Origin of the sequence: Anaeromyxobacter soli (assembly GCF_022808855.1) — a bacterium.
Taxonomy (GTDB): Bacteria; Myxococcota; Myxococcia; order Myxococcales; family Anaeromyxobacteraceae; genus Anaeromyxobacter; species Anaeromyxobacter soli.
The window spans coordinates 51,990-71,225 of sequence record NZ_JAKZLF010000030.1 but is presented as its reverse complement, the minus strand read 5'-3'; the positions used below and the strand labels follow the sequence as shown (position 1 = coordinate 71,225).

At 75.5% G+C, this 19,236-nt stretch carries 17 protein-coding genes and 1 pseudogene; 11 read left to right on the top strand and 7 right to left on the bottom strand.

The genetic code is table 11. The features are described from left to right. The 8 genes and pseudogenes from MLV88_RS18400 to MLV88_RS18365 all read left to right on the top strand — a co-directional run. A pseudogene (locus MLV88_RS18400) lies at positions 1-1,703 on the top strand (methyltransferase type 11); the annotation flags it as partial. Positions 1,704-1,810: 107 nt separating this feature from the next. Further along, a complete protein-coding gene (locus MLV88_RS18395) occupies positions 1,811-2,353 on the top strand; it encodes a PilZ domain-containing protein (RefSeq protein WP_242340567.1) in 543 nt (180 codons plus the stop codon). A 179-nt stretch (positions 2,354-2,532) separates the two neighbouring features. Further along, positions 2,533-4,704: a glycoside hydrolase family 57 protein gene (locus MLV88_RS18390; RefSeq protein ID WP_243338287.1), complete on the top strand. Its 2,172-nt coding sequence runs from the start codon at positions 2,533-2,535 to the stop codon at positions 4,702-4,704. A gap of 70 nt (positions 4,705-4,774) precedes the next feature. Continuing rightward, on the top strand, positions 4,775-5,641 hold the full coding sequence (locus MLV88_RS18385) for a diguanylate cyclase (protein WP_243338286.1): 867 nt from the start codon (positions 4,775-4,777) through the stop codon (positions 5,639-5,641). Positions 5,642-5,701: 60 nt separating this feature from the next. Further along, entirely contained in the window at positions 5,702-6,877 is a 1,176-nt protein-coding gene (locus MLV88_RS18380) for an MFS transporter (protein WP_242340570.1), read from the top strand. Beyond that, positions 6,870-7,871: a galactose-1-phosphate uridylyltransferase gene (locus tag MLV88_RS18375; protein WP_243338282.1), complete on the top strand. Its 1,002-nt coding sequence runs from the start codon at positions 6,870-6,872 to the stop codon at positions 7,869-7,871. The genes MLV88_RS18380 and MLV88_RS18375 overlap by 8 nt, the downstream gene beginning before the upstream one ends. A 70-nt stretch (positions 7,872-7,941) precedes the next feature. After that, entirely contained in the window at positions 7,942-9,369 is a 1,428-nt protein-coding gene (gene glgA, locus MLV88_RS18370) for a glycogen synthase GlgA (RefSeq protein ID WP_242340572.1), read from the top strand. Positions 9,370-9,456: 87 nt separating this feature from the next. Then, positions 9,457-9,744 carry a hypothetical protein gene (locus MLV88_RS18365; RefSeq protein ID WP_242340573.1) on the top strand — a complete coding sequence of 96 codons (288 nt, stop codon included), beginning with the start codon at positions 9,457-9,459 and terminating at the stop codon, positions 9,742-9,744. Positions 9,745-9,790: 46 nt separating this feature from the next. On the opposite strand, the gene MLV88_RS18360 is transcribed toward MLV88_RS18365, so the two are convergent. From MLV88_RS18360 to MLV88_RS18345, 4 genes are all read right to left on the bottom strand, one after another. After that, the gene (locus MLV88_RS18360; RefSeq protein WP_243338279.1) at positions 9,791-11,044 is read right to left on the bottom strand and encodes a metallopeptidase family protein; all 1,254 of its coding nucleotides are present in this window, start codon (positions 11,042-11,044) and stop codon (positions 9,791-9,793) included. A gap of 120 nt (positions 11,045-11,164) precedes the next feature. Beyond that, positions 11,165-12,094, bottom strand: a complete 930-nt coding sequence (locus tag MLV88_RS18355) for an SIR2 family protein (protein WP_242371992.1) — start codon at positions 12,092-12,094, stop codon at positions 11,165-11,167. Positions 12,095-12,160: 66 nt separating this feature from the next. Beyond that, entirely contained in the window at positions 12,161-13,279 is a 1,119-nt protein-coding gene (thiO, locus tag MLV88_RS18350) for a glycine oxidase ThiO (RefSeq protein ID WP_243338276.1), read from the bottom strand. Positions 13,280-13,410: 131 nt separating this feature from the next. After that, positions 13,411-14,058, bottom strand: a complete 648-nt coding sequence (locus MLV88_RS18345; protein ID WP_242340576.1) for a TetR/AcrR family transcriptional regulator — start codon at positions 14,056-14,058, stop codon at positions 13,411-13,413. 91 nt (positions 14,059-14,149) lie between these two features. Here MLV88_RS18345 and MLV88_RS18340 point away from each other — a divergent pair, with 91 nt between their 5' ends. Next, entirely contained in the window at positions 14,150-15,358 is a 1,209-nt protein-coding gene (locus MLV88_RS18340; RefSeq protein WP_243338275.1) for a DNA polymerase IV, read from the top strand. Positions 15,359-15,397: 39 nt separating this feature from the next. Here the strand turns inward: MLV88_RS18340 and MLV88_RS18335 are convergent, their stop codons facing one another. After that, complete coding sequence (locus MLV88_RS18335) at positions 15,398-15,937, bottom strand: hypothetical protein (RefSeq protein ID WP_243338273.1); 540 nt, start codon at positions 15,935-15,937, stop codon at positions 15,398-15,400. 181 nt (positions 15,938-16,118) lie between these two features. Here MLV88_RS18335 and MLV88_RS18330 point away from each other — a divergent pair, with 181 nt between their 5' ends. Then, on the top strand, positions 16,119-16,922 hold the full coding sequence (locus tag MLV88_RS18330) for a nucleotidyltransferase family protein (RefSeq protein ID WP_243338271.1): 804 nt from the start codon (positions 16,119-16,121) through the stop codon (positions 16,920-16,922). Next, positions 16,879-17,664, top strand: coding sequence for a metallophosphoesterase family protein (locus MLV88_RS18325; RefSeq protein WP_243338269.1), 786 nt, complete (start codon positions 16,879-16,881; stop codon positions 17,662-17,664). Before MLV88_RS18330 ends, MLV88_RS18325 begins: the two co-directional genes overlap by 44 nt. A gap of 25 nt (positions 17,665-17,689) precedes the next feature. Here MLV88_RS18325 and MLV88_RS18320 read toward each other — a convergent pair whose 3' ends face one another. Beyond that, positions 17,690-18,070, bottom strand: coding sequence for a response regulator (locus MLV88_RS18320; protein WP_242340581.1), 381 nt, complete (start codon positions 18,068-18,070; stop codon positions 17,690-17,692). Continuing rightward, positions 18,067-19,038 carry a phosphoesterase gene (locus MLV88_RS18315; protein ID WP_242340582.1) on the bottom strand — a complete coding sequence of 324 codons (972 nt, stop codon included), beginning with the start codon at positions 19,036-19,038 and terminating at the stop codon, positions 18,067-18,069. The genes MLV88_RS18320 and MLV88_RS18315 overlap by 4 nt, the downstream gene beginning before the upstream one ends. Positions 19,039-19,236: the final 198 nt, after the last annotated feature.

Genomic DNA, 19,236 nt, shown 5'->3' with positions numbered 1-19,236 from the left:
CCCTCGCCGCCGAGGTGAACGACGCGCGCGCGGCCGCGGAGGCGGCGGACGCGGGGCTCGCGCCGGCGCGGGCGGACGCGGCGGCGGCGCGCGCCCGGGCGGCGGAGCTGGAGGCTGCGCTCGAGGAGGAGCGCGAGAGCGCGCTCGAGCTTCGCGCCGCGCTCGATCGCGCGCGGGCGGCCGAGCCCGAGCGCGCCCGCGCGGTGCAGGAGGCGCGCGCCGGGCTCGACGCCGCCCGGGCGGAGGCGCAGGTCGCGAAGGCGGGGCTCGACGCGGCGCTCGAGCGCGCCATCGCGAGCGAGGCGCGGGCGTCCGAGCTGGAGGAGGCGCTGGAGGAGCGCGGCGCGACGCTCGCCGCCGCCGAGGCCGGGGCGGCGACGGCGGCCGGGTGGATCTCGGCCGCGGAGGAGGCGCTCGCGACCGCATCCGCGGAGCGCGACGCCGCGCGCGCCGCGCTCGCCCGGGCGCAGCTCGAGGCGGGCGCGCTCGGGCAGGCGAGCGCGGACTCCGCCTCCGAGATCGAGCGGCTCCGCGCGGCGGTCGAGGCCGCCACCGACGAGGGCGCGCGCCACGCGGCCGACGCCGCGGCGGCGCGGGCGGAGCGCGACCTCGCGCGCGGCGCCGCGGCGGCGCTCGAGGAGCGGATCGCCGCGCTCGAGGCGGAGGCGGCGGCGCGCGCCGCGGACGCGTCCGCGCGCGAGACGCTCGAGGCGCAGGTGGCGGAGCTCGGGGCGCGGCTCGAGGCGGAGGGGGAGCGGCTGCGGATCGCGGAGGCCCGCGCCGCGGAGGCCCACGCGCAGCTCGAGGGCGCCGTGGAGGCGGCGCGGGCGGCCGCCGACGGGCGGGCGGCGGAGGCGGAGGAGGCGCTCCGCGCGGCGGAGGCGCGCGCCGAGGACGCCCTCCGGCGCACGACCGAGCTCGAGGCGCGCGCGAGCGGGGCCGCGGAGCTCGCCGGAGACGCGGAGGCGCGGGCGCTCGCCGCCGAGCGGGCCGTCGCGGCGGCGCAGGCGCGCGAGCGCGAGCTCGCCGGGACGGCGGAGGCGGCCGAGACGAAGGCGCGCGAGCTCGTCGAGACGGCGGTCCGCGAGCGCGAGCTCGCTGAGAAGAAGGCGGGCGAGCTCGCCGAGGCGCGCGAGAGAGAAGCGCAGCAGGCCGCGCAGGCCCTCGCGCGGGCCGGCGGGCTCGAGGCCGAGCTCGGGCGGGTGCGCGAGGCGGCCGAGGCGGCCGGCGCCGAGGCGGCGGCGCTCGAGGCCGAGCTCCTGGCGGTGCGATGGGAGCGGGACGAGCTCGCCGCGAAGCTCCGCGCCGCGGGGTCCGCGGGCGCGGCCGGCGCCGTGCCCGACGGCGCCAGCGACGACGCGGCGCGCCTGCGCGACGCGCTCGCCGAGGCGCTCCGGCGCGCGGCGGACGCGGAGGCCGCCGCGGAGGCGGCGCGCGCGACGCTCGCGCCCGCGGTGGCGGAGGAGGCGGCGGCCGCGATCCTGGACATCGAGGTGAAGGACTTCCCCGCCGTCGACGACATGGACGAGGCGCTCCGGGCGGCGAGCGCCGAGCGCGAGGCGCTCAGCGCCCGGCTCGCCGAGCGCGATCAGAAGATCGCGCGGCTCCAGCGCGAGGTGGCCGACAAGACGGACCGCCTCGGCCGGCTGGCGAAGGAGATGGGCGAGCTCAAGGCGAGGGGGTCGGGCAAGCTCTTCGGGTGAAGCGGGCGTGGGGTCGCCGCGGGGCGCCTGCGAGCGCACATCGGCCCCGAGGGCGAGCAGGCAGGCGTTCGCTCGGACGCCACCGGCGATGCTATCGTCCACCTCCCATGAGCGAGCCCCGCCGCTACGAGCGCATCGAGATCGAGCTCCCGTGCCGCCTCTTCATCCCGGGCGAGGGTGGGCTCCGCTTCGAGGCGTTCTGCACCTCGAAGAACCTCGGGCTGGGCGGGCTGTTCGTGGCCTCGAACTTCCTGCTCCGCTCCGGGCTCGAGCTCTACGTGGAGCTCGCCCTGCCGGACGGGCCGCTCGCCATCCGCTCGCAGATCGCGCACGTCGTCCCGCACGGCGACCGCACCTTCCCGACGGGCATGGGGATCGAGTTCCTCGACGTCGACGCGCACGGCCGCGAGACGCTGCTCCGCTACTTCACGCCGACGCGCTACACGAGCTTCTACGACGCGTTCATCGCGGAGTTCCCGCACCTCGACGAGAAGGTCCCGCTGCGGGACGTCTCGCTCGTCCTGAACCTCTGGGAGGAGTGGAAGATCCGGAGCGAGGGCGGGCCGCTCTCCACCGCCTCGGGCGCCCCCCCGCCGCCCGCGCTCGGCGCGGCCGCGACGGAGGAGCGCGCTCCCCGCGTCCGCCGCTGACGGACCGACGATGATCCCGCCGTCCACGAGCGAAGCGAGCACGCCAGAGGACCCGGCGAGCCGGGGAGGGGCCCCCGCCGGACCAGGGCCGGGCGACCGCGCGGCTCGCGAGACCGAAGCTCGCGGCTCGCGAGCCTTGGGCTAGGCACCGGGGACCCCGGCCGTTACGGTTCTGCACCATGCAGAAGGCACGGCTCGCGCTCCTGTGGCACATGCACCAGCCGCCCTACCGCGACGCGGACACGGGCGAGTACCTCCTGCCCTGGGTGAGGCTCCACGCCACCCGGGCCTACAACGACATGGCGTGGATCCTGGAGCGGCACCCGGGCATCCGCTGCACCGTCAACTTCACCCCCATCCTCCTCGAGCAGCTCGAGGACTACGTGGCGGGCCGCGCGCGCGACCGCTTCCTCGAGCTCACCGCCCGGCCGGCGAACGAGCTCGCGCCCGACGAGCGCGCGGCGATCGTGCGCGGCTTCTTCATGGTGGACTGGGCGCGCAACGTGCGGCCGGTGCCGCGCTACTGGGAGCTCCTCCAGAAGCGCGGGCGGGACCTGCGCGGCCGCGACGTGCGGAGGCTCGCCGCGGCGTTCTCAGACGCCGAGATCACCGACCTGCAGGTCCACTTCAACCTCGCCTGGATGGGCTTCGGGGCCCTCGCCGACGACGAAGGGCTCCGCGCCCTGCGCGAGAAGGGCCGCGGGTTCGACCGCGCCGACGTCGCCCTCCTGCTCGAGGCCCAGCGCCGCATCCTCGCCGGGATCGTGCCGCGCTGGACGCGCCTCGCCGACCGCGGCCAGGTCGAGCTCTCGGCCACCCCCTACCACCACCCGATCCTCCCGCTCCTCTGCGACACCGACGTCGCCCGCCGCGCGCTCCCCCACGTGCAGCTCCCGCCTCGCTTCGCGCACCCGGAGGACGCTCGCTGGCACGTGCGCGAGGCGCTCGCGAGCCACGCCCGCCGCTTCGGCCGCCCGCCCGCCGGGATGTGGCCGGCGGAGGGCGCGGTGTCGCCCGAGGCGGTGGAGGTGCTCGCGCGCGAGGGAGTCCGCTGGGCGGCGAGCGACGAGGGCGTCCTGCTCCACTCGCTCCCCCCGAGCGCCCCGCGGCTCGCCTCGGTGTACCGGCCCTGGCGCATCGCCGCGGGCGAGGGGCGCGAGCTCAAGATGCTCTTCCGCGATCGCGCCCTGTCGGACGCGATCGGCTTCACGTACTCCGGCGTGCCCGCGCGCGAGGCGGCGGACGACTTCGTCGCGAACGTCGCCTCGATCGCGCAGGCGTGGGCGGCGGAGCGGCTCCCCGGCCGCGCGACCGTCGGCGTGTTCCTCGACGGCGAGAACGCCTGGGAGCACTACCCCCACAGCGGCCACGAGTTCCTCGACCGGCTCTACGGCGCGCTCGCCGCGAGCGACGCGATCGAGACCGTGACCCTGTCCGAGGCGACCGCCGCCACCGAGGGCGGGATCGTGACCCGCATCCACTCCGGCTCGTGGATCGAGGCGTCCTACCGGATCTGGATCGGGCACGCGGAGGACCGCCAAGCCTGGACGGCGCTCGGCCGGGCTCGCGCGGCGCTCGCGGCGGCGGAGCGCAGCGGGGCGGTCGACGCGGACCGGCTCGAGCAGGCGCGGCAGCACCTGCACGCCGCCGAGGCCTCGGACTGGTTCTGGTGGTACGGCGACGACTTCGCGACCGACCTGGGCGCCGAGTTCGACGGGCTCTTCCGCGGACACGTCGTCCGCGCCTGCCTGCTGCTGGGGGTGACGCCTCCGCGCGAGGCGGTCGAGCCGATCAAGCGCGCCGCCGCCCCCGGCGCCGAGGTGCGCGCCGCGCGCCAGCCGACCGCGCTCCTCGCGCCGCGCATCGACGGGCGCCAGACGACCTACTTCGAGTGGGCGGGGGCGGGCGTCCACCGCCCCGGCCAGCACCGCGGCTCGATGTTCGGCGGCGCGCAGGTGTTCCAGGCGCTGCACTACGGGTTCGACCTCGAGGCGCTCTACCTGCGGCTCGACCCGGCCGAGTCGCCGGAGCGCACCGTCGAGCTCGCGTCGGAGGTCCGCGTCGTGCTGCTCGCCGGCGACCGGAACGAGACCGTCGAGCTCGCGATCGTGCGGGACGGACAGGCCCGCCCGGCACGCCTGCGCGGCGCGGAGCTGGGCGAGGCGGCGTTCGCGCAGGTGCTGGAGGTGCGCCTCCCGTTCGCCGCGCTCGGGCTCGCGCCCGGCACGGAGGTCGCGCTCGGCGTGCACGCCGCGCGCGGGGACGTCGAGGTCGAGCGGCTGCCGCGCCACGGCTTCGTGACGCTCACCGTCCCCGACGCGGACTTCGAGCGCCTGAACTGGAGCGTGTGAGGGAGGAGCGCGTGGGCCGACAGCGAACGAAGCGAGGCCGCCGGGGCGGGGGAGCGTCCCCGGCGGAGCCGTGACGGCGGACGCCACCCGCGTCCGGCCGCCCGCGCCGGGCGCCCCGGCCAGCGGCGGCGCGCGGCTCGTGTTCGTCGAGGGCGCGGCGCTCCTCGGGGTGACGGTCGCGCTGGAGGGCGAGGTGGTGCTCGGCCGCGATCCCGGCTGCGCGCTCCAGCTGCCGGCGGAGGACGTGTCGCGCCGGCACGCGCGCGTCGCCCCCGCGGAGGCCGGCCACCTGGTCGAGGATCTCGGCTCCACGAACGGCACGTTCGTGAACGGCGCGGCGGTCTCCGCGCGGCGGCTCGCGAGCGGCGACCGGATCCGGGTCGGGCCCTTCGTGGCGCGCTACCTCGCCGCGGGCGACGAGGCCGCGCGGGAGCTCGAGGCGCTCGCCGCGCTCGGCCGGCGCGATCCGCTCACCGGGCTCGCGAACCGGAGGGCGTTCGAGGAGGCGCTCGCGGGCGCGGTGGCGCGCGCCGCCCGCGGCGAGGCGCCGCTCGCCCTCGTCGCGCTCGACGTCGACCACTTCAAGCGGGTGAACGACGCCCATGGCCACGCCGCCGGCGACGCGGTGCTGGCGGCGGTGGCGGCGCGCGCGGCGGAGGCGCTGCGCGCCGGCGACCTCCTCGCCCGCATCGGCGGGGAGGAGTTCGCGGCGCTCCTGCCCGGCGCCACGCTCGCGGCGGCCGCGGAGGTGGCGGAGCGCATCCGCTTCCGGATCTCCGCCGCGCCGATCGACGCCGGCGGCGCGGCCATCGGCGTGACGGTGTCGGCGGGCCTCGCCGCGCTCTCGCGGGGAGAGGACGGGGCGACGCTCCTCGCCCGGGCCGACGAGCGGCTCTACGCGGCGAAGCGGGCGGGGCGCGATCGTATCGCCCGGTGAGGGGCGGGGCGGAGGGAAACGCCTGCGCGCCCGTCCGCCTCGGGTTATCCTCCCGGACCCGTGAAGAACCGGTCCGCGCTCGCGATCCTCTTCGTCATCGTCTTCATCGATCTCCTCGGCTTCGGGATGGTCATCCCGGTCATGCCGCTCTACGCCGAGCGGCTCGGGGCCTCCGCCACCTGGACCGGGCTCCTCTCCGCCGGGTACTCGGCCATGCAGTTCGTGTTCGCGCCGATCTGGGGCCGGCTGTCCGACCGGGTCGGGCGCCGCCCGATGCTGCTCGGCTCGATCGTCATGACCGCGCTGGCGTTCACCATGTACGCCCTCGCGAACAGCTTCCCCATGCTGCTGCTCTCCCGCCTCTTCGCGGGCGCGGCGACCGCGAACATCTCCATCGCGCGCGCCTTCGTCGCCGACGTGACGGCGCCCGAGGAGCGCGCGAAGGGCATGGGGATCATCGGCGCCGCGTTCGGGCTCGGCTTCGTGCTCGGGCCCGCGATCGGCGGCATCCTCTCCCGCCACTCGCTCGCGCTCCCCGGCTTCGCCGCCGCGGCGCTCGCCGCGGCCAACGGCGTCGCCGCCTGGTTCATCCTCCCCGAGCCCGAGGCGCGCCGCTCCACCGATCGCCGCCCCCGCTTCGCCGCCATGCGGGAGGAGCTCGGCCGCCCCGGCATCCGCCGCGTCATCGGCATCTACTTCCTCACGGTGCTCGCCTTCAGCATGATGGAGGCGACCTACGCGTTCCTCGCGAAGGAGCGCTACGGCCTCGCCGAGTCGCACGTCGGCTACGTGTTCGCGTACATCGGCGTCCTGCTCGTCATCGTGCAGGGCGGGCTCGTCGGACGCCTCTCGCGCCGCTTCGGCGAGAAGCCGCTGCTCGTCGCCGGCCTCGTCCTCCAGGCCGTGGCGCTCCTCTCGCTCCCCTTCGCGGGGAGCGTCGCGGGGCTCCTCGCCGCGACCGCGCCGCTCGCGGTGGGCAGCGGCCTCGCGCAGCCGGCGCTCTCCTCGCTCCTCTCGCGCTTCGCGCGCGCGGAGGACCAGGGCGGCACCCTCGGCATCGGCGAGTCCGCCGCCGCGTTCGGGCGGATCCTCGGCCCGGAGGCCGGCAGCTGGACCTTCGGGCAGTGGTCGATGGCGTTCCCCTACGTCGGCGGCGCTGCCATCATGGCGTTCGCGGCGGCGGTCGGCGCGACGGTGCGGCCGGCGCGCGAGGAGAGGGTGGCGGGCGATGCCTGACCTGCGCAGGGATCCCATCGTCGGGCGGTGGGTCATCATCGCGATCGAGCGCGCTCGGCGGCCCTCCGACCTGGTGCGGCCGCAGGAGCCCGCGAGGCCGGGGCTGTGCCCGTTCTGCCCGGGCCAGGAGGACAAGACGCCGCGCGAGGTGTACGTGTCGGGCCGCCCGCCCTCGGCGCCCGCGAACGGGCCGGGCTGGGGGGTGCGCGTCGTGCCGAACCGCTTCCCCGCCCTCAAGATCGAGGGCGACCTCGATCGCGAGGCGGAGGGGATCTACGACCGGATGAACGGGATCGGCGCGCACGAGGTGATCGTCGAGACGCCCCGGCACGAGCGCCAGATGAAGGACCTCACCGAGGCCGAGCTCACCGAGGTGCTGTTCTCGTTCAAGGCGCGCATCCTCGATCTCCGCAACGACCTGCGCTTCCGCTACATCCTGCTCTTCAAGAACCAGGGGCAGCTCGCGGGCGCCTCGCTCGATCACGCGCACTCCCAGCTCATCGCGCTCCCGGTCGTCCCGCGCCAGGTGGTCGAGGAGATCGAGGGGGCGAGGCGCCACTACGAGCACAAGGAGCGCTGCATCTTCTGCGACATCGTCGGCCAGGAGCGGAAGGAGCGCGCCCGGCTCGTGCACGAGAACGACGAGTTCGTGGTGTTCGCCCCCTGGGCGCCGCGCAGCCCCTTCGAGACCTGGATCGTCCCGAAGCGCCACGAGTCGAACTTCGAGGCGGAGCCGAAGGAGCGGCTCGGGCTCTGCGCGCAGGCCCTCGGGACGACGCTCCGCCGCCTCGCCGCCGCCCTGGGCGACCCCGCCTTCAACTTCATCGTCCACTCGAACCCGCTGCGCGACGCCGCCTCGCCCTCGTACCACTGGCACATCGAGGTGATGCCCGCGCTCACCCAGGTCGCCGGCTTCGAGTGGGGCTCCGGCTTCCACATCAACCCCGTGCCCCCGGAGGAGGCTGCCGAGTTCCTCCGCCGGGTGGAAGGCTGAACGGCGGCGTGAAGCGCGACCCCCGAGGTGCGCGCGAAGCACGCGCCGCCGTCTAGCTCTCGAGGGCACGATGGAGATCCTGTTCGTGGCGTCGGAGGTGGCGCCCTGGTCGAAGACCGGCGGCCTCGGCGACGTCGCCGCGGCGCTCCCCCGCGCGCTCGCCGCGCGCGGGCACGCGGTCTCGGTGGTGACGCCGCGCTACGGCTCGATCGATCCGCGCGCGCACGGGCTCCACCCCCTCCACCGCGCGCTCGACGTGCGCGGCGAGCCGACCACGCTGTGGGTGAGCCGGGAGCGCGCGCCCGTCTACTTCGTCGAGCACGAGCACTTCTTCGGCTCGCGGCGGGGCCTGTACGGCGAGGCGCACGACTACGCCGACAACGCCGAGCGGTTCGCCTACCTCGCGCGCGCGGCGCTCGCCCTGCCCGGCGCACTCGGGCTCCGGCCGCACGTCGTGCACCTGAACGACTGGCAGACCGGGCTCGTGCCGTTCCTGCTCCGCCACGAGCACGCCCGCGATCCCGCCCTCGCGGGCGCGCGCACCGTCTTCACCATCCACAACCTCGCCTACCAGGGCGTCTTCTCGAAGCACGTCGTGCCCGCGCTCGGGCTCCCGTGGGACGTCTTCCGCTACGAGGCGATGGAGTTCCACGACCAGCTCAACTTCATGAAGGCGGGGCTCGTGTTCGCGGACGCGCTCACCACCGTCTCGCCAACCTACGCGCGGGAGATCACGACGCCCGAGGGCGGGGTGGGCCTCGACGCGCTCCTCCGCCACCGCACGAGGGACCTGCACGGCATCCTGAACGGCATCGACGTCGCCGAGTGGGATCCCGCGACCGACCGCCACCTCCCGGCGCACTACTCCGCCGCCGAGCTCGCCGGGAAGGCGCGCTGCAAGGCGGCGCTCCAGCGCGAGCTCGGGCTGCCGGAGCGGCCGGAGATCCCGCTCGTCGCGATGGTCGGCCGCCTCGCCGAGCAGAAGGGCCTCGACCTCGTCGTCGCCGCCCTCGGCGAGCTGCTCGGGCGCGAGCTGCAGCTCGCCCTGCTCGGCAGCGGGCGGCGCGACTGGGAGGAGGTCTTCGCGCGCGCCGCACGCGAGCGGCCCGAGCGGATGGCGGCGCGCATCGGCTTCGACGAGGGGCTCGCTCACCGGCTGGAGGCGGGGGCCGACCTGTTCCTCATGCCGAGCCGCTTCGAGCCGTGCGGGCTGAACCAGATGTACTCCCTGCGCTACGGGACCGTCCCCATCGTCCGCGCGGTGGGAGGCCTCGACGACACCGTCGAGGACTACGACGGCTTCCAGCGCGGCACGGGCTTCAAGTTCCGCGACTACCACCCGCAGGCGATGCTGCTCGCGGTGCGCCGCGCGCTCGAGACCTACCGGGACGGCCGCGCCTTCCGGGCGCTCCGCCTGCGGGGCATGGCGCAGGACTTCAGCTGGGACCGCAGCGCGCAGGCGTACGAGTCGCTCTACCGCTCGCTCGCCAATCCCTGATCCGGGGGCGCAGCGCGCTCACGGGCGGTTCGGGTGGAGGAGGGCGGCGGCCCTTCACCGCCCACCGGGCGGACCCTACCTTGAGGCATGGCCCGCCGATTCGATGCCCCCGACGACGATCCCGAGGTCACCGCGCAGCCGAGCGAGCGGATGGTGCGCGAGCTGACGAGCGAGGCCGACGAGAAGGTCGTGCCGCTCGAGAACGTGGGCGGCGCGGCGCCGACGACGCTCGGCCTGGACTCGGGCGGAAACTTCCCCGGCCCCGAGGACGATCTCGCGAACCTCGCCGAGCCGGAGCCGCCCGAGGCGCCCGAGGTCGAGGCGATGCACGTGCACGAGAGCGCCGACGAGGAGGACGAGGAGGAGCGCCGCTGACCGGCGGTCCGCGGGCCGCGATCACCTCCGGCGCCGCGCCGGGGGGCTACTCGAGGCCTCGCGCGCGCAGGTCGTCGTCGCTCTCGCCGTGCAGGTGCCCGAGCTCGTGCAGGAGCGTCACCCGCACCTGCTCGGTGAGCTCTCCCCGGTCGGCGGCGAAGCGCAGCAGGTTCTTCCGGTAGAAGACGATCGTGCGGCAGCGCGGCCCGTCCGCCGCGGTGCACGCCTCGTTCTCCGACGGCCCGCGGAAGAGCCCCAGGATCGAGGGCGAGAGCGGCGGGTGCACCGCGAGGAGGTCCGCCGCGTCCGGGAGGTCCTGGATCTCGATCGGCACCGCCTGGAGCGCGCGGCGCTCCTCCGCGGGCAGCCCCGCGACCGCCGTCTCCACCTCGGCCCGGAACGCGGCCATGTCGACCGGCGGCTCCTGCTTGAAGTCGGTGGGCGCCAGCGACCGGGCGCGCCCGAGCAGCGACGAGGCGCGTCGCTCCTCGCCTCGGCGCTCGGCGAGGAGCCCGAGCTGGTGGAGCGTCCACGGATCGTCCGGAGCGAGCGCCAGGGCGCGCTCGAACGCGCGCTGTGCGTCGTCGAAGCGGCAGAGCTCGTAGAGCGCGACGCCGCGCTCGTACACGGCGTCGGCGTCCTCGGGGCGCGCGTGCACGGCGCGATCGAGGTGCGGAAGGGCGAGGTTGCTGCGGCCGAGGTCGTTCTCGGCCATGCCCGCGACGAGCTCGAGGCGCCCGACGAGCTCGCGGTCCTTGCGCAGCGCGGCCGCCCGCGCCCCGCGGACGGCGTACTCGAGGCCGGCCTCGATCGCCTCGGGCTTCCCGCCCAGGCGCCGCACGTGGAGCTCGGCCGCGCCGAGCAGCGCGCCGGGGGCATCCGGATCGATGGCGAGCGCGCGCGCGAAGGCGAGGCGCGCCTCGTCGACGCGGTTCGCCGCCGCGAGCGCGTCGCCGCGCGCGGTGAGCGCGCCCACGTGGCGCGGCGCGAGCGCGAGGGCCTCGTCCGCGCAGGAGAGCGCCCGATCCTTCGCGTCGCGATCGAGCGCGTCGGCCGACTCCTCGACGAGGACGCCCGGGGAGGCGTTCGGCTCTGCCGGGAGGCAGGGGCCGGGCGGCGCCGGCACGGGCTCCGGCGCGACGAGGGTTCCCTCGTGCGGTCGCGCCGGGGGAACGGGGGCGCTGCTCGCGCGCGCCGAGGGCGCGGGGATCGGGGACACCGCCGGCTCGAGGGGCGGCGAGGCGCGGGTGCATGCCGTGAGGAGGGCGACGCAGACCGCGCGGCGAAGCGGCCGGTACATTGGCGGCAGCTTGCCACGGTTCCGCGGGAGGCGCCATCCGGGGGGTCAGCAGCCGAGCGTGAGGCGGTGCCCTCGCCCGCCCAGAAGCCGCGCCACGCCAGGGGCAGGCGCCGGGCCGCCTCACCCGTGCCCCGGCGGCGAGGCCCCGAGCTCCCGCTCGCAGCGCGAGGCGAGCTCCTCCAGGAACGCGAGCAGCTCCGTGGGGTGGACCGGGTCGGCGGCGTTCAGGTCCACCCGGCCGATCCGGTCCATCGCGACCGTCGCGCGCTCGAGGTCCGTCGAGGTACCCAGCTCGAGGAACCAGCCCACCGGCGGCACGCGCAGATCGCGGAGCTTCGTCCAGAGCCAGCGCAGGTTCGGATCGTTGAAGCCGTAGCCGACGAGCAGGATCTCCCGCCCCATCACGTCGGACGAGAAGCGCAGGTCGATCGGGTTCGCGGCGAGGTCGGAGCGGCGCAGGAAGTCGGACTCGGAGACGACGAGCGAGGCGGGCCGCTCGAGCGTGCCGTGCAGCTTGTAGATGGGGAAGCGTGGCACGAAGCGCCGGCCGACCTCGACGAAGCGCCAGCGGTGGAGATCCTCCGCCTCGGCGACGACCTGGCAGGGCTGGCCGGCCCACTCGAACGTGCGCTCGAGCAGGTCGTCGAAGTTCGTCGTGTACACCGCGGGTACGAAGGGCGCGAGCCGGACGAGGAGGCGCTGCAGCGGCAGGTCCGCGGGATCGATCCGGGAGGTGTCGAACAGCGCCCGGAGGCGCTCCACGAGCCGGTCCTCGCCGCGCAGGAACCGGTAGGCCTCCGGGATGCGAAGGAGCGCGTCCATCGAGACGGGCGCGTCCGGGTCGGGCGGCGCGAAGCGCTGGGGGGCGTCCGGAACCTGCTCGCGCAGGGCGGGGACGAGATCCTCGGCGAGGGCGCAGACCGTCTGGCGCCAGGAAGGGAGGCCCGCCCAGCGGGAGGCGCCCGCGCCGACGAGCAGCACGAGCTGCCCGCGGGCGAGCCGGTCGAACAGGCGGTCCTTCACCTCGCGGACGTCCGTGGACGCGTCCATCGAGACGAAGGTACTCACGCGCCGCGAGGGCCGCGCGTGCTTCGCGCCGCGGGCGCCGCGTCGCGGCTACCGCGGGCCGATGAGCGAGGCGAGCCGCGCCGGCGAGAACGGCGCGAGGTCCACCGGGGGCGGCGCGCCGGTGACGGCCGCCGCGATGGCGTCCGCGGTGATCGGCGCGAGGAGGATGCCGTTGCGCGTGTGGCCGGTCGCGTAGAAGAGGCCCGGGATCGTGCCCTCGCCGAGGATCGGCTCGCCGTCCGGGCTCGCCGGCCGGAAGTTCGACCAGGTCTCGACGACCGGCGCCTGGGCCAGGGAGGGGGCGATCTCGATCGCCACGTCGAGGACGTGGCGGAGGCCGCCCGCGGTGACGGCCTTCTCCCAGCCGACGTCCTCCATGGTCGAGCCGCAGAGGATCCGTCCGTCGGGGCGCGGCACCACGTAGCCGTGACCCGAGAAGACCACGCGCGAGAGGAGCGGCGGCCGCGTGTCGACGACGGCGATCTGGCCGCGCACCGGCCGGACCGCGCCCGGGGAGAGGCCGTTCCCCTCGACGAGCAGGCTCCAGCTCCCCGCCGCGAGCACCACCGCGTCCGCGTCGATGCGGCCCGCGGCGTGCTCCACCCCGGCGGCGCGGCCGCCCTCGGTCCGGATGCGGCGCACGTCGCCCGTGAGGAAGGTCGCGCCGGCGCGGGCGGCGGCGACGTACACCGCGCGCGCGAGCAGGCGCGGATCGAGCGAGGCCTCGTCGGCGAAGAAGAGCGCGCCGCGCGCCTCGCGGGAGAGGCCGGGCTCGAGCGTCCGCACCGCCGCCTCGTCGAGCACCTGCACCGGCAGGCCGGCCCGCTCGAGCTTCTCGGCGCGACCGGCGAGGAGGTGCGCGTGGTCGTCGTCGAACGCCACCTCCAGCGTGCCGAGCGAGCGGAAGGACACGGCGAGGCCGGAGCGGGCCTCGACCTCGCGGACGAACCCGGGGTAGCGCGCGAGGGAGGCCCGGCAGAGGGCGTAGAAGGGACCGGGCTCGATCGCCTCCACGCCCGGCGACAGGATCCCGCCCGCCGCGCTCGACGCCTCCGCGCCGGGGATCGACCGCTCGAGCACCACCACCTTGCGGCCCGACAGCGCGAGCCGAAACGCGACCGAGGCGCCCTGGATGCCGGCGCCCACCACCACCACGTCCGTACGCATGGCGCGCAACACTACGCCCTCGCGCCCGCCGCGGGGAAGCGCTCCGCGCGCGGAGCGGGCTCCATGAAAAAGACGCGCCCGGGCGAGCGAGGCGAGCCCACGTCCCCGCGAGAAGCCGGGCGCAGCGCCCGTCAGATCGGCGGGACCGAGCCGTTCGGCGCGGCCGGCCGCGCGGGCGTGAGGCCGTTCACGAGCAGCTCGAACACGTGGCGCCGCCACGCCTCCGGCGCGAGCGGCTCGTGCACGAAGGGCCGCGCCGCCTCGCGCGACGACGCGACGAGCGCGGCGAGCCCGCCCACGGTCACCACGGCGAGGATCGGATCGAGCCCGTCCCCGGCGCCGCCCTGCGCGAGCGCGTCGGCGGCGCGCCGGACCGGCTCGAGGAGCGCGGGGTCGGTCTGGGTGAGCTGCGACAGGAAGGGGGCGCCGTCGAGGTACTCGCGGATGAGGATCTGCGCGCCCATCGGATCCTTCATCATCGCGTCGAGGTAGGCGGCCACGACCGAGGCCGGGCCGCCCGGCCCGAGCTGGACGAGCCGCGCGATCTCGTTCGCCGAGCCCAGCCAGACCGCTCGCAGGATGTCGAGGTAGAGGGCGCGCTTGGAGGCCCAGTGGCGGTAGATGAGCGCCACGTTGCAGGACGCGCCGCGCGCGATGCCCTGGACGCGCGCGCCGTGGTAGCCGCGCTTCGAGAACTCGGTGCGCGCCGCGTCCCAGATCCGCTCCGCGATCCCCGCACGCGGGGCGCCCGCCTTGCGGTTGGCGACCGAGCCGTCCATGAAAGCCTGAATACCGGTCGCGTTGACCTGGGTCAAGTCCGCTCGTGCCCCCGTCCGGAGGGTGGGCGAGCCGGCTTATAGAAGGAGGCGAATGACCGGCCGCCCCCGCACCATCCTCCACCTCGATCTCGACGCGTTCTACGCGTCCGTGGAGCAGCTCGACGCGCCGTCGCTGCGCGGGCGCCCGGTGATCGTGGGAGGGCCGTCGCGCCGGGGGGTGGTGTGCGCAGCGAGCTACGAGGCGCGGCGGTTCGGCGTCCGGTCGGCGATGCCGACGGCGCAGGCGCGCAAGCTCTGCCCGGACGGCGTCTTCCTCCCGCCCCGCTTCGACCGCTACTCGGCGCTCTCCGAGCAGGTGTTCGCGATCTACCGGCGCTACACGCCGCTCGTCGAGCCGCTCTCGCTCGACGAGGCGTTCCTCGACGTCACCGCCAGCCGCGCGCTGCACGGCGGCGGGCGCGACATCGCCGCCGCGATCAAGCGCGCCGTGCGGGCGGAGTGCGGGCTCGCCGTGTCCGCGGGCGTCGCCGAGGTGAAGCTCGCCGCCAAGATCGCGACCGACCTCGGCAAGCCCGACGGGCTCGTCGAGGTGCCGGAGGGCGGCGTCGCCGCGTTCCTCGCGCCCCTCCCGGTCGGCCGGCTGTGGGGGGTGGGCCCGGTGACCGAGGCGGCGCTCCGCAAGCTCGGCGTGACGACCATCGGGGACCTCGGCCGCACGCCCGACGCCGCCCTCGCCACGGCGGTGGGCACCTCGAGCGCCCGGGGGCTCCGCGCGCTGGCGCTCGGCGAAGATCCGCGGGACGTCGTGCCCGACGAGGCGGCGAAGTCGGTCGGCGCGGAGGAGACCTTCGGCGAGGATCTCTCCGGCCGCGCCGCGCTGGAGCGTGCCCTCCTCGAGCAGGCCGGACGCGTCGGCCGGCGGCTGCGCGCCGCCGGGCTCGCCGGCCACGTCGTGACGCTCAAGGTGAAGTACGCCGACTTCACCCTCGTCACGCGGCGCACGACCCTCGCGAACGCGACCGACGACGACCGGGCGATCTTCGAGGCCGTCCGGGCGCAGCTCGAGCGCGTCGACGCGGAGCGCCCGGTGCGGCTCACCGGCGTGTCGGTCTCCGGGTTCGCGGGCGAGGCGGAGCGCGGGCAGCTCGATCTGTTCCAGGCCGCCCTGGCGCCGCCGCCGGAGGTGGAGAAACGCCGCTCGCTCAACGCCGCGCTCGACGTGCTGGCGCGCCGCTTCGGCGACCGCGCCGTCACGCGCGCCGATCTCGCCGACGAAGACGGGCGCGAGGACGACGGGTGACGAGCGTGCTCGAGCCCCGCGACGACGTCGCCGCGGGCGCTACCCGCCGCCGTCGCTCCCCGGGGGGCCGCTGTTCGGCACCCAGCGCGAGTCGGGGGCCGGTCCCTCGGGGGCCGGCCGGTCGGTTCGCGGCGCGGAGCGCGCGTCGATCGTGAGGGCAGTCGGCCTCCCGCCGCGCCCGCTCTCGTACGAGGCCCGCACCGGGCTCCCTTCGCGGAGCGACGCGAGCGGCGCGGTCCGGCCGTCGAGCGTGATCGCGGTGGCGTCCCCGACCCGGAGGACCACGCTCTCCTCCCCCGGGGCGCGGATGACCACGCGCCCCTCGGCGCACCGCTCGAGCGTTCCCTCGATCTTCCGGATGGCCCGCGCGCGGATCGCCGCCCGCCTGTGCCGGTCCGCCCGACGGCTCTCCTCCGGCCCGGCCGACCGCTCCTCCGGCGTGCGGCCGTCCCGCTGGGCGACGGTCGGAGGCTCCACGGGATCCTGCTCGCGCGCCGCGCGCTCGCCGCGCTTGCAGGCGAGGGCCAGCGCGGCCGCGAGCAGGGCGGCGAGCCAGGGGCTGTTGCCTGCGAAAAGCACGTCGCACCGCCGTCGAAGGGAAGGACCCTCGATCGAACGTGCGCTCGCGCCCGACCCCGGGCAACGGCGCTCCGCCGGCATGGCCCGGGCGCCGCCCAGCGGGCTTCCTCCCTGCGACCGCCAGCCGCAAGTTCTCCCCATGATCTCGACCGAAACGACCGGACGGCCGGGGGAACATCTCGTGACTCGCGATCGCGACGCGGGCGAGATCGACGCGAGGGCGGACGCGCTGCGCGCCCTCACCGAGGCCGGCGTGCCGCACCTCGTCGCGGGGGCCTACGCCTTCTTCGAGTACACCGGCATCTTCCGCGACACGAAGGACCTCGACATCTTCCTCCGCGAGCGGGACGTGGAGGACGCCTTCCGCGTCCTCGAGGGCGCCGGGTTCCGCACCGAGATGACCGACCCGTCCTGGATCGGGAAGGGCTTCCGGGGCGAGTGGTTCGTGGACCTCATCTTCTCCTCGGGCAACGGCGTCGCCGTGGTCGACGATCTGTGGTTCGAGCACGCCCGCCCCGGCCGCGTGATGGGCGTCGACGTGCTGCTCGCGCCCCCCGAGGAGATCATCTGGTCGAAGGGCTTCGTCCTCGAGCGCGAGCGCTACGACGGCGCGGACGTGAACCACCTGCTCCGGGCGTGCGGCGAGTGGCTCGACTGGGACCGGCTCCTCATGCGCTTCGAGCGCTACTGGGAGGTGCTCTTCTCGCACCTCATGCTCTACCGGTTCACCTACCCGGGGGAGCGGGGCAAGGTGCCGGACCGCGTGCTCCACGCGCTCATGGAGCGTACTCGCGCGGACATCGCCGAGGGGAACCACGTGCGCCCGGTCTGCCGCGGGACGCTCATCTCGCGGGTGCAGTACCGGCACGACCTCGATCACCTCGGCTACGAGGACGGTCGCAAGTGGGACGAAGCCGAGCGGGTGACGGGGAAGGAGAACGATGGCGGACGGGAACGGGACCTTCCGGCTGGCGGCGGTCGCTGATCTCCACTGCCGACAGGACCAGCACGGCCGCTTCCGCGAGCTCGTGAAGATCGTGAACGGCGAGGCGGAGGGGCTCCTGCTCGCGGGAGACCTCACCGACCACGGCACCATCGACGAGGCGAAGACGCTCGCCGAGGCGTTCGCGCTCTTGCGCGTGCCGTGTGCCGCCGTGCTCGGCAACCACGACTTCGAGGGCGGGGTGGTGAAGGACGTCGTCCGGATCCTCGGCGAATCGAGCATCGAGGTGCTCGACGGCGACCACGCCGTGTTCGACAAGCGCGTCGGCATCGCCGGCGTGAAGGGGTTCGCCGGGGGGTTCGAGCGGGCCATGCTGCAGGCCTTCGGCGAGCCGATCATCAAGGCGTTCGTGCAGGAGGCGGTCAACGAGGCGCTGAAGCTCGAGGCCGCGCTCGGGCAGCTCGACACGCCGATGAAGATCGTCATGACGCACTACGCGCCCATCGCCGAGACCTGCCAGGGCGAGGAGGCGGAGATCCGGCCGTACCTCGGGACGTCGCGCCTCTCCGCGCCGTGCGAGGCGTTCGGCGCGTGCGCCGTGTTCCACGGCCACGCCCACCACGGCAAGACGGACGGCCGTACGCCCAAGGGCATCCCCGTCTACAACGTCGCGATGCCCCTGCTCCGGAAGCTCTGGGACAAGCGCTTCCGCGTCTTCGACGTGTGGGAGGGCGGCTGCACGCCGGTGACGCCGGGTCCCGAGCTGGTCGTGACGACGCATTGAAACGGGGACTGCGTCCCCGCGATCCTCAATGCCGCATCGGCGGCGGGCCGGCGGCCTTGCGGACGCGCTCGAGGATCTCGTCCATCCCGACCGACTTCGGGATGTAGCCCTGCGCGCCGAGGAGCTCCGCCTCCCACTCGAACCCGTAGGCAGAGAGGATCAGGATCGGCACCGCGGAGCTCTTGGCGTCGCCGCGCATGCGCTCCATCACGCCCCAGCCGTCGAGCACCGGCATCTTGAGGTCGAGCAGCACGATGCCGGGCGCCTCGTCGGCCACCCGCTGCAGGGCGATCTCACCGTTCTCGGCCTTCTGCACCGGGTAGCCCGCCTCGGAGAGCACCTCGGAGAGCGCCTCGCGGAAGTCGTCGTCGTCGTCGACGACGAGGATGTACTGGCCGGGGGTCATGGCGCGGTCGGCTCCGTGCGCAGCGCCGCGGCGATCTCGCCGGCGATGCGCCGCGCGTCCTCGACGTGATCAGGTGCGAGCGACACGGCGCCGACGACCGGGTGGCCGCCGCCGCCGTACCGCTCGCACAGCTTGGAGATGTCGTGCGCGCGCGGCGGCCGGGCCCACGGGTTCGACCCGACCGACACCTTGGCGCGCTTGGGGTCGCGGCTCACGACCACCGTGTAGCGGGCCTCGGGGAAGAGCTCGTACGCGATGAACTTGTTCGCCGACTCGATGGGCGTGCGGGTGAGATCGATCATGACGACGCCCTGCTCGACGCGGGCGAGGCGACGGTACACCTCGATGGCGTCCGCGTGGCGCGCGAGGATGGGCTCGAGCGGCTGTGCCACCCAGGGCTCGGCCGCGATCTCGGCGAGCGGCCGGTGCTGCAGGGCCTCGATGAGCCGGGCGGGGACCGCCGGGTCCTTCGTCGCCTCGAGCAGCGTCATGATCCGCAGCGCCGGCGCCTCCAGCCGCACCGCGGTGGCGGGCGAGTCGAACCGGGCCGCGTCGATGACGTCGGCCCAGCGGACGAGCTCCGCGAGATCCTCGGCGCGCCAGTCGAAGCGCTCCGCGAGCGTGCGGGCCATGAAGCCGGTGCAGCTCGGCGCGGCCGGGTCCCAGAACTTCTGGCCGCTCACGTCCCGCTCGAACAGGGCGCGATCGTGGGGGGTGGGGAAGGCGCTCGCGTGATGGTCGAACCACCAGTGAAGGTCGGGCGACGGGGAGAAGCGGAAGTCGACGCAGGCGTTCACGTCGCCGTCGAAGGCGCCGGGCGGGAACGGATCGCCGGCGCCGTGCTGCAGCGGCACGTGTCGGACCGTGGAGAGCCGCGTCCCCTCGCGCTCCTCGAAGAAGCGGCTGAAGAGCGCCGCGGAGGCGCAGCCGTCGAAGCAGTTGCCGTGGTAGAGGACCTTGAGCTGCATCGGAGCGGGGCAATCTAGTGACCGGCCGAGCATACCGTCAACGCGCGAGTCGGGCCGCGTGACCTCGCGCGGGCCCCCACCGGGTCGAAGGCGCGCGGCCCGCGCGGAGGAAGCGGGGGCGCGGCGGGGTGGCCGGCGAGCGCCGATCGCGCGCGCCGATTACACGGTTCGTGCGGGAGTCGCGCGCGCCCTCCCGCA

Bases quoted from the DNA above. Each gene is read 5' to 3' on its own strand.
- MLV88_RS18360 (WP_243338279.1), bottom strand. From the start codon at position 11,044: ATGTACCGGCCGCTTCGCCGCGCGGTCTGCGTCGCCCTCCTCACGGCA.
- MLV88_RS18365 (WP_242340573.1), top strand. From the start codon at position 9,457: ATGGCCCGCCGATTCGATGCCCCCGACGACGATCCCGAGGTCACCGCG.
- MLV88_RS18355 (WP_242371992.1), bottom strand. From the start codon at position 12,094: ATGGACGCGTCCACGGACGTCCGCGAGGTGAAGGACCGCCTGTTCGAC.
- MLV88_RS18375 (WP_243338282.1), top strand. From the start codon at position 6,870: ATGCCTGACCTGCGCAGGGATCCCATCGTCGGGCGGTGGGTCATCATC.
- glgA (WP_242340572.1), top strand. From the start codon at position 7,942: ATGGAGATCCTGTTCGTGGCGTCGGAGGTGGCGCCCTGGTCGAAGACC.
- MLV88_RS18320 (WP_242340581.1), bottom strand. From the start codon at position 18,070: ATGACCCCCGGCCAGTACATCCTCGTCGTCGACGACGACGACGACTTC.
- MLV88_RS18325 (WP_243338269.1), top strand. From the start codon at position 16,879: ATGGCGGACGGGAACGGGACCTTCCGGCTGGCGGCGGTCGCTGATCTC.
- MLV88_RS18345 (WP_242340576.1), bottom strand. From the start codon at position 14,058: ATGGACGGCTCGGTCGCCAACCGCAAGGCGGGCGCCCCGCGTGCGGGG.
- MLV88_RS18395 (WP_242340567.1), top strand. From the start codon at position 1,811: ATGAGCGAGCCCCGCCGCTACGAGCGCATCGAGATCGAGCTCCCGTGC.
- MLV88_RS18340 (WP_243338275.1), top strand. From the start codon at position 14,150: ATGACCGGCCGCCCCCGCACCATCCTCCACCTCGATCTCGACGCGTTC.
- MLV88_RS18315 (WP_242340582.1), bottom strand. From the start codon at position 19,038: ATGCAGCTCAAGGTCCTCTACCACGGCAACTGCTTCGACGGCTGCGCC.
- MLV88_RS18390 (WP_243338287.1), top strand. From the start codon at position 2,533: ATGCAGAAGGCACGGCTCGCGCTCCTGTGGCACATGCACCAGCCGCCC.
- thiO (WP_243338276.1), bottom strand. From the start codon at position 13,279: ATGCGTACGGACGTGGTGGTGGTGGGCGCCGGCATCCAGGGCGCCTCG.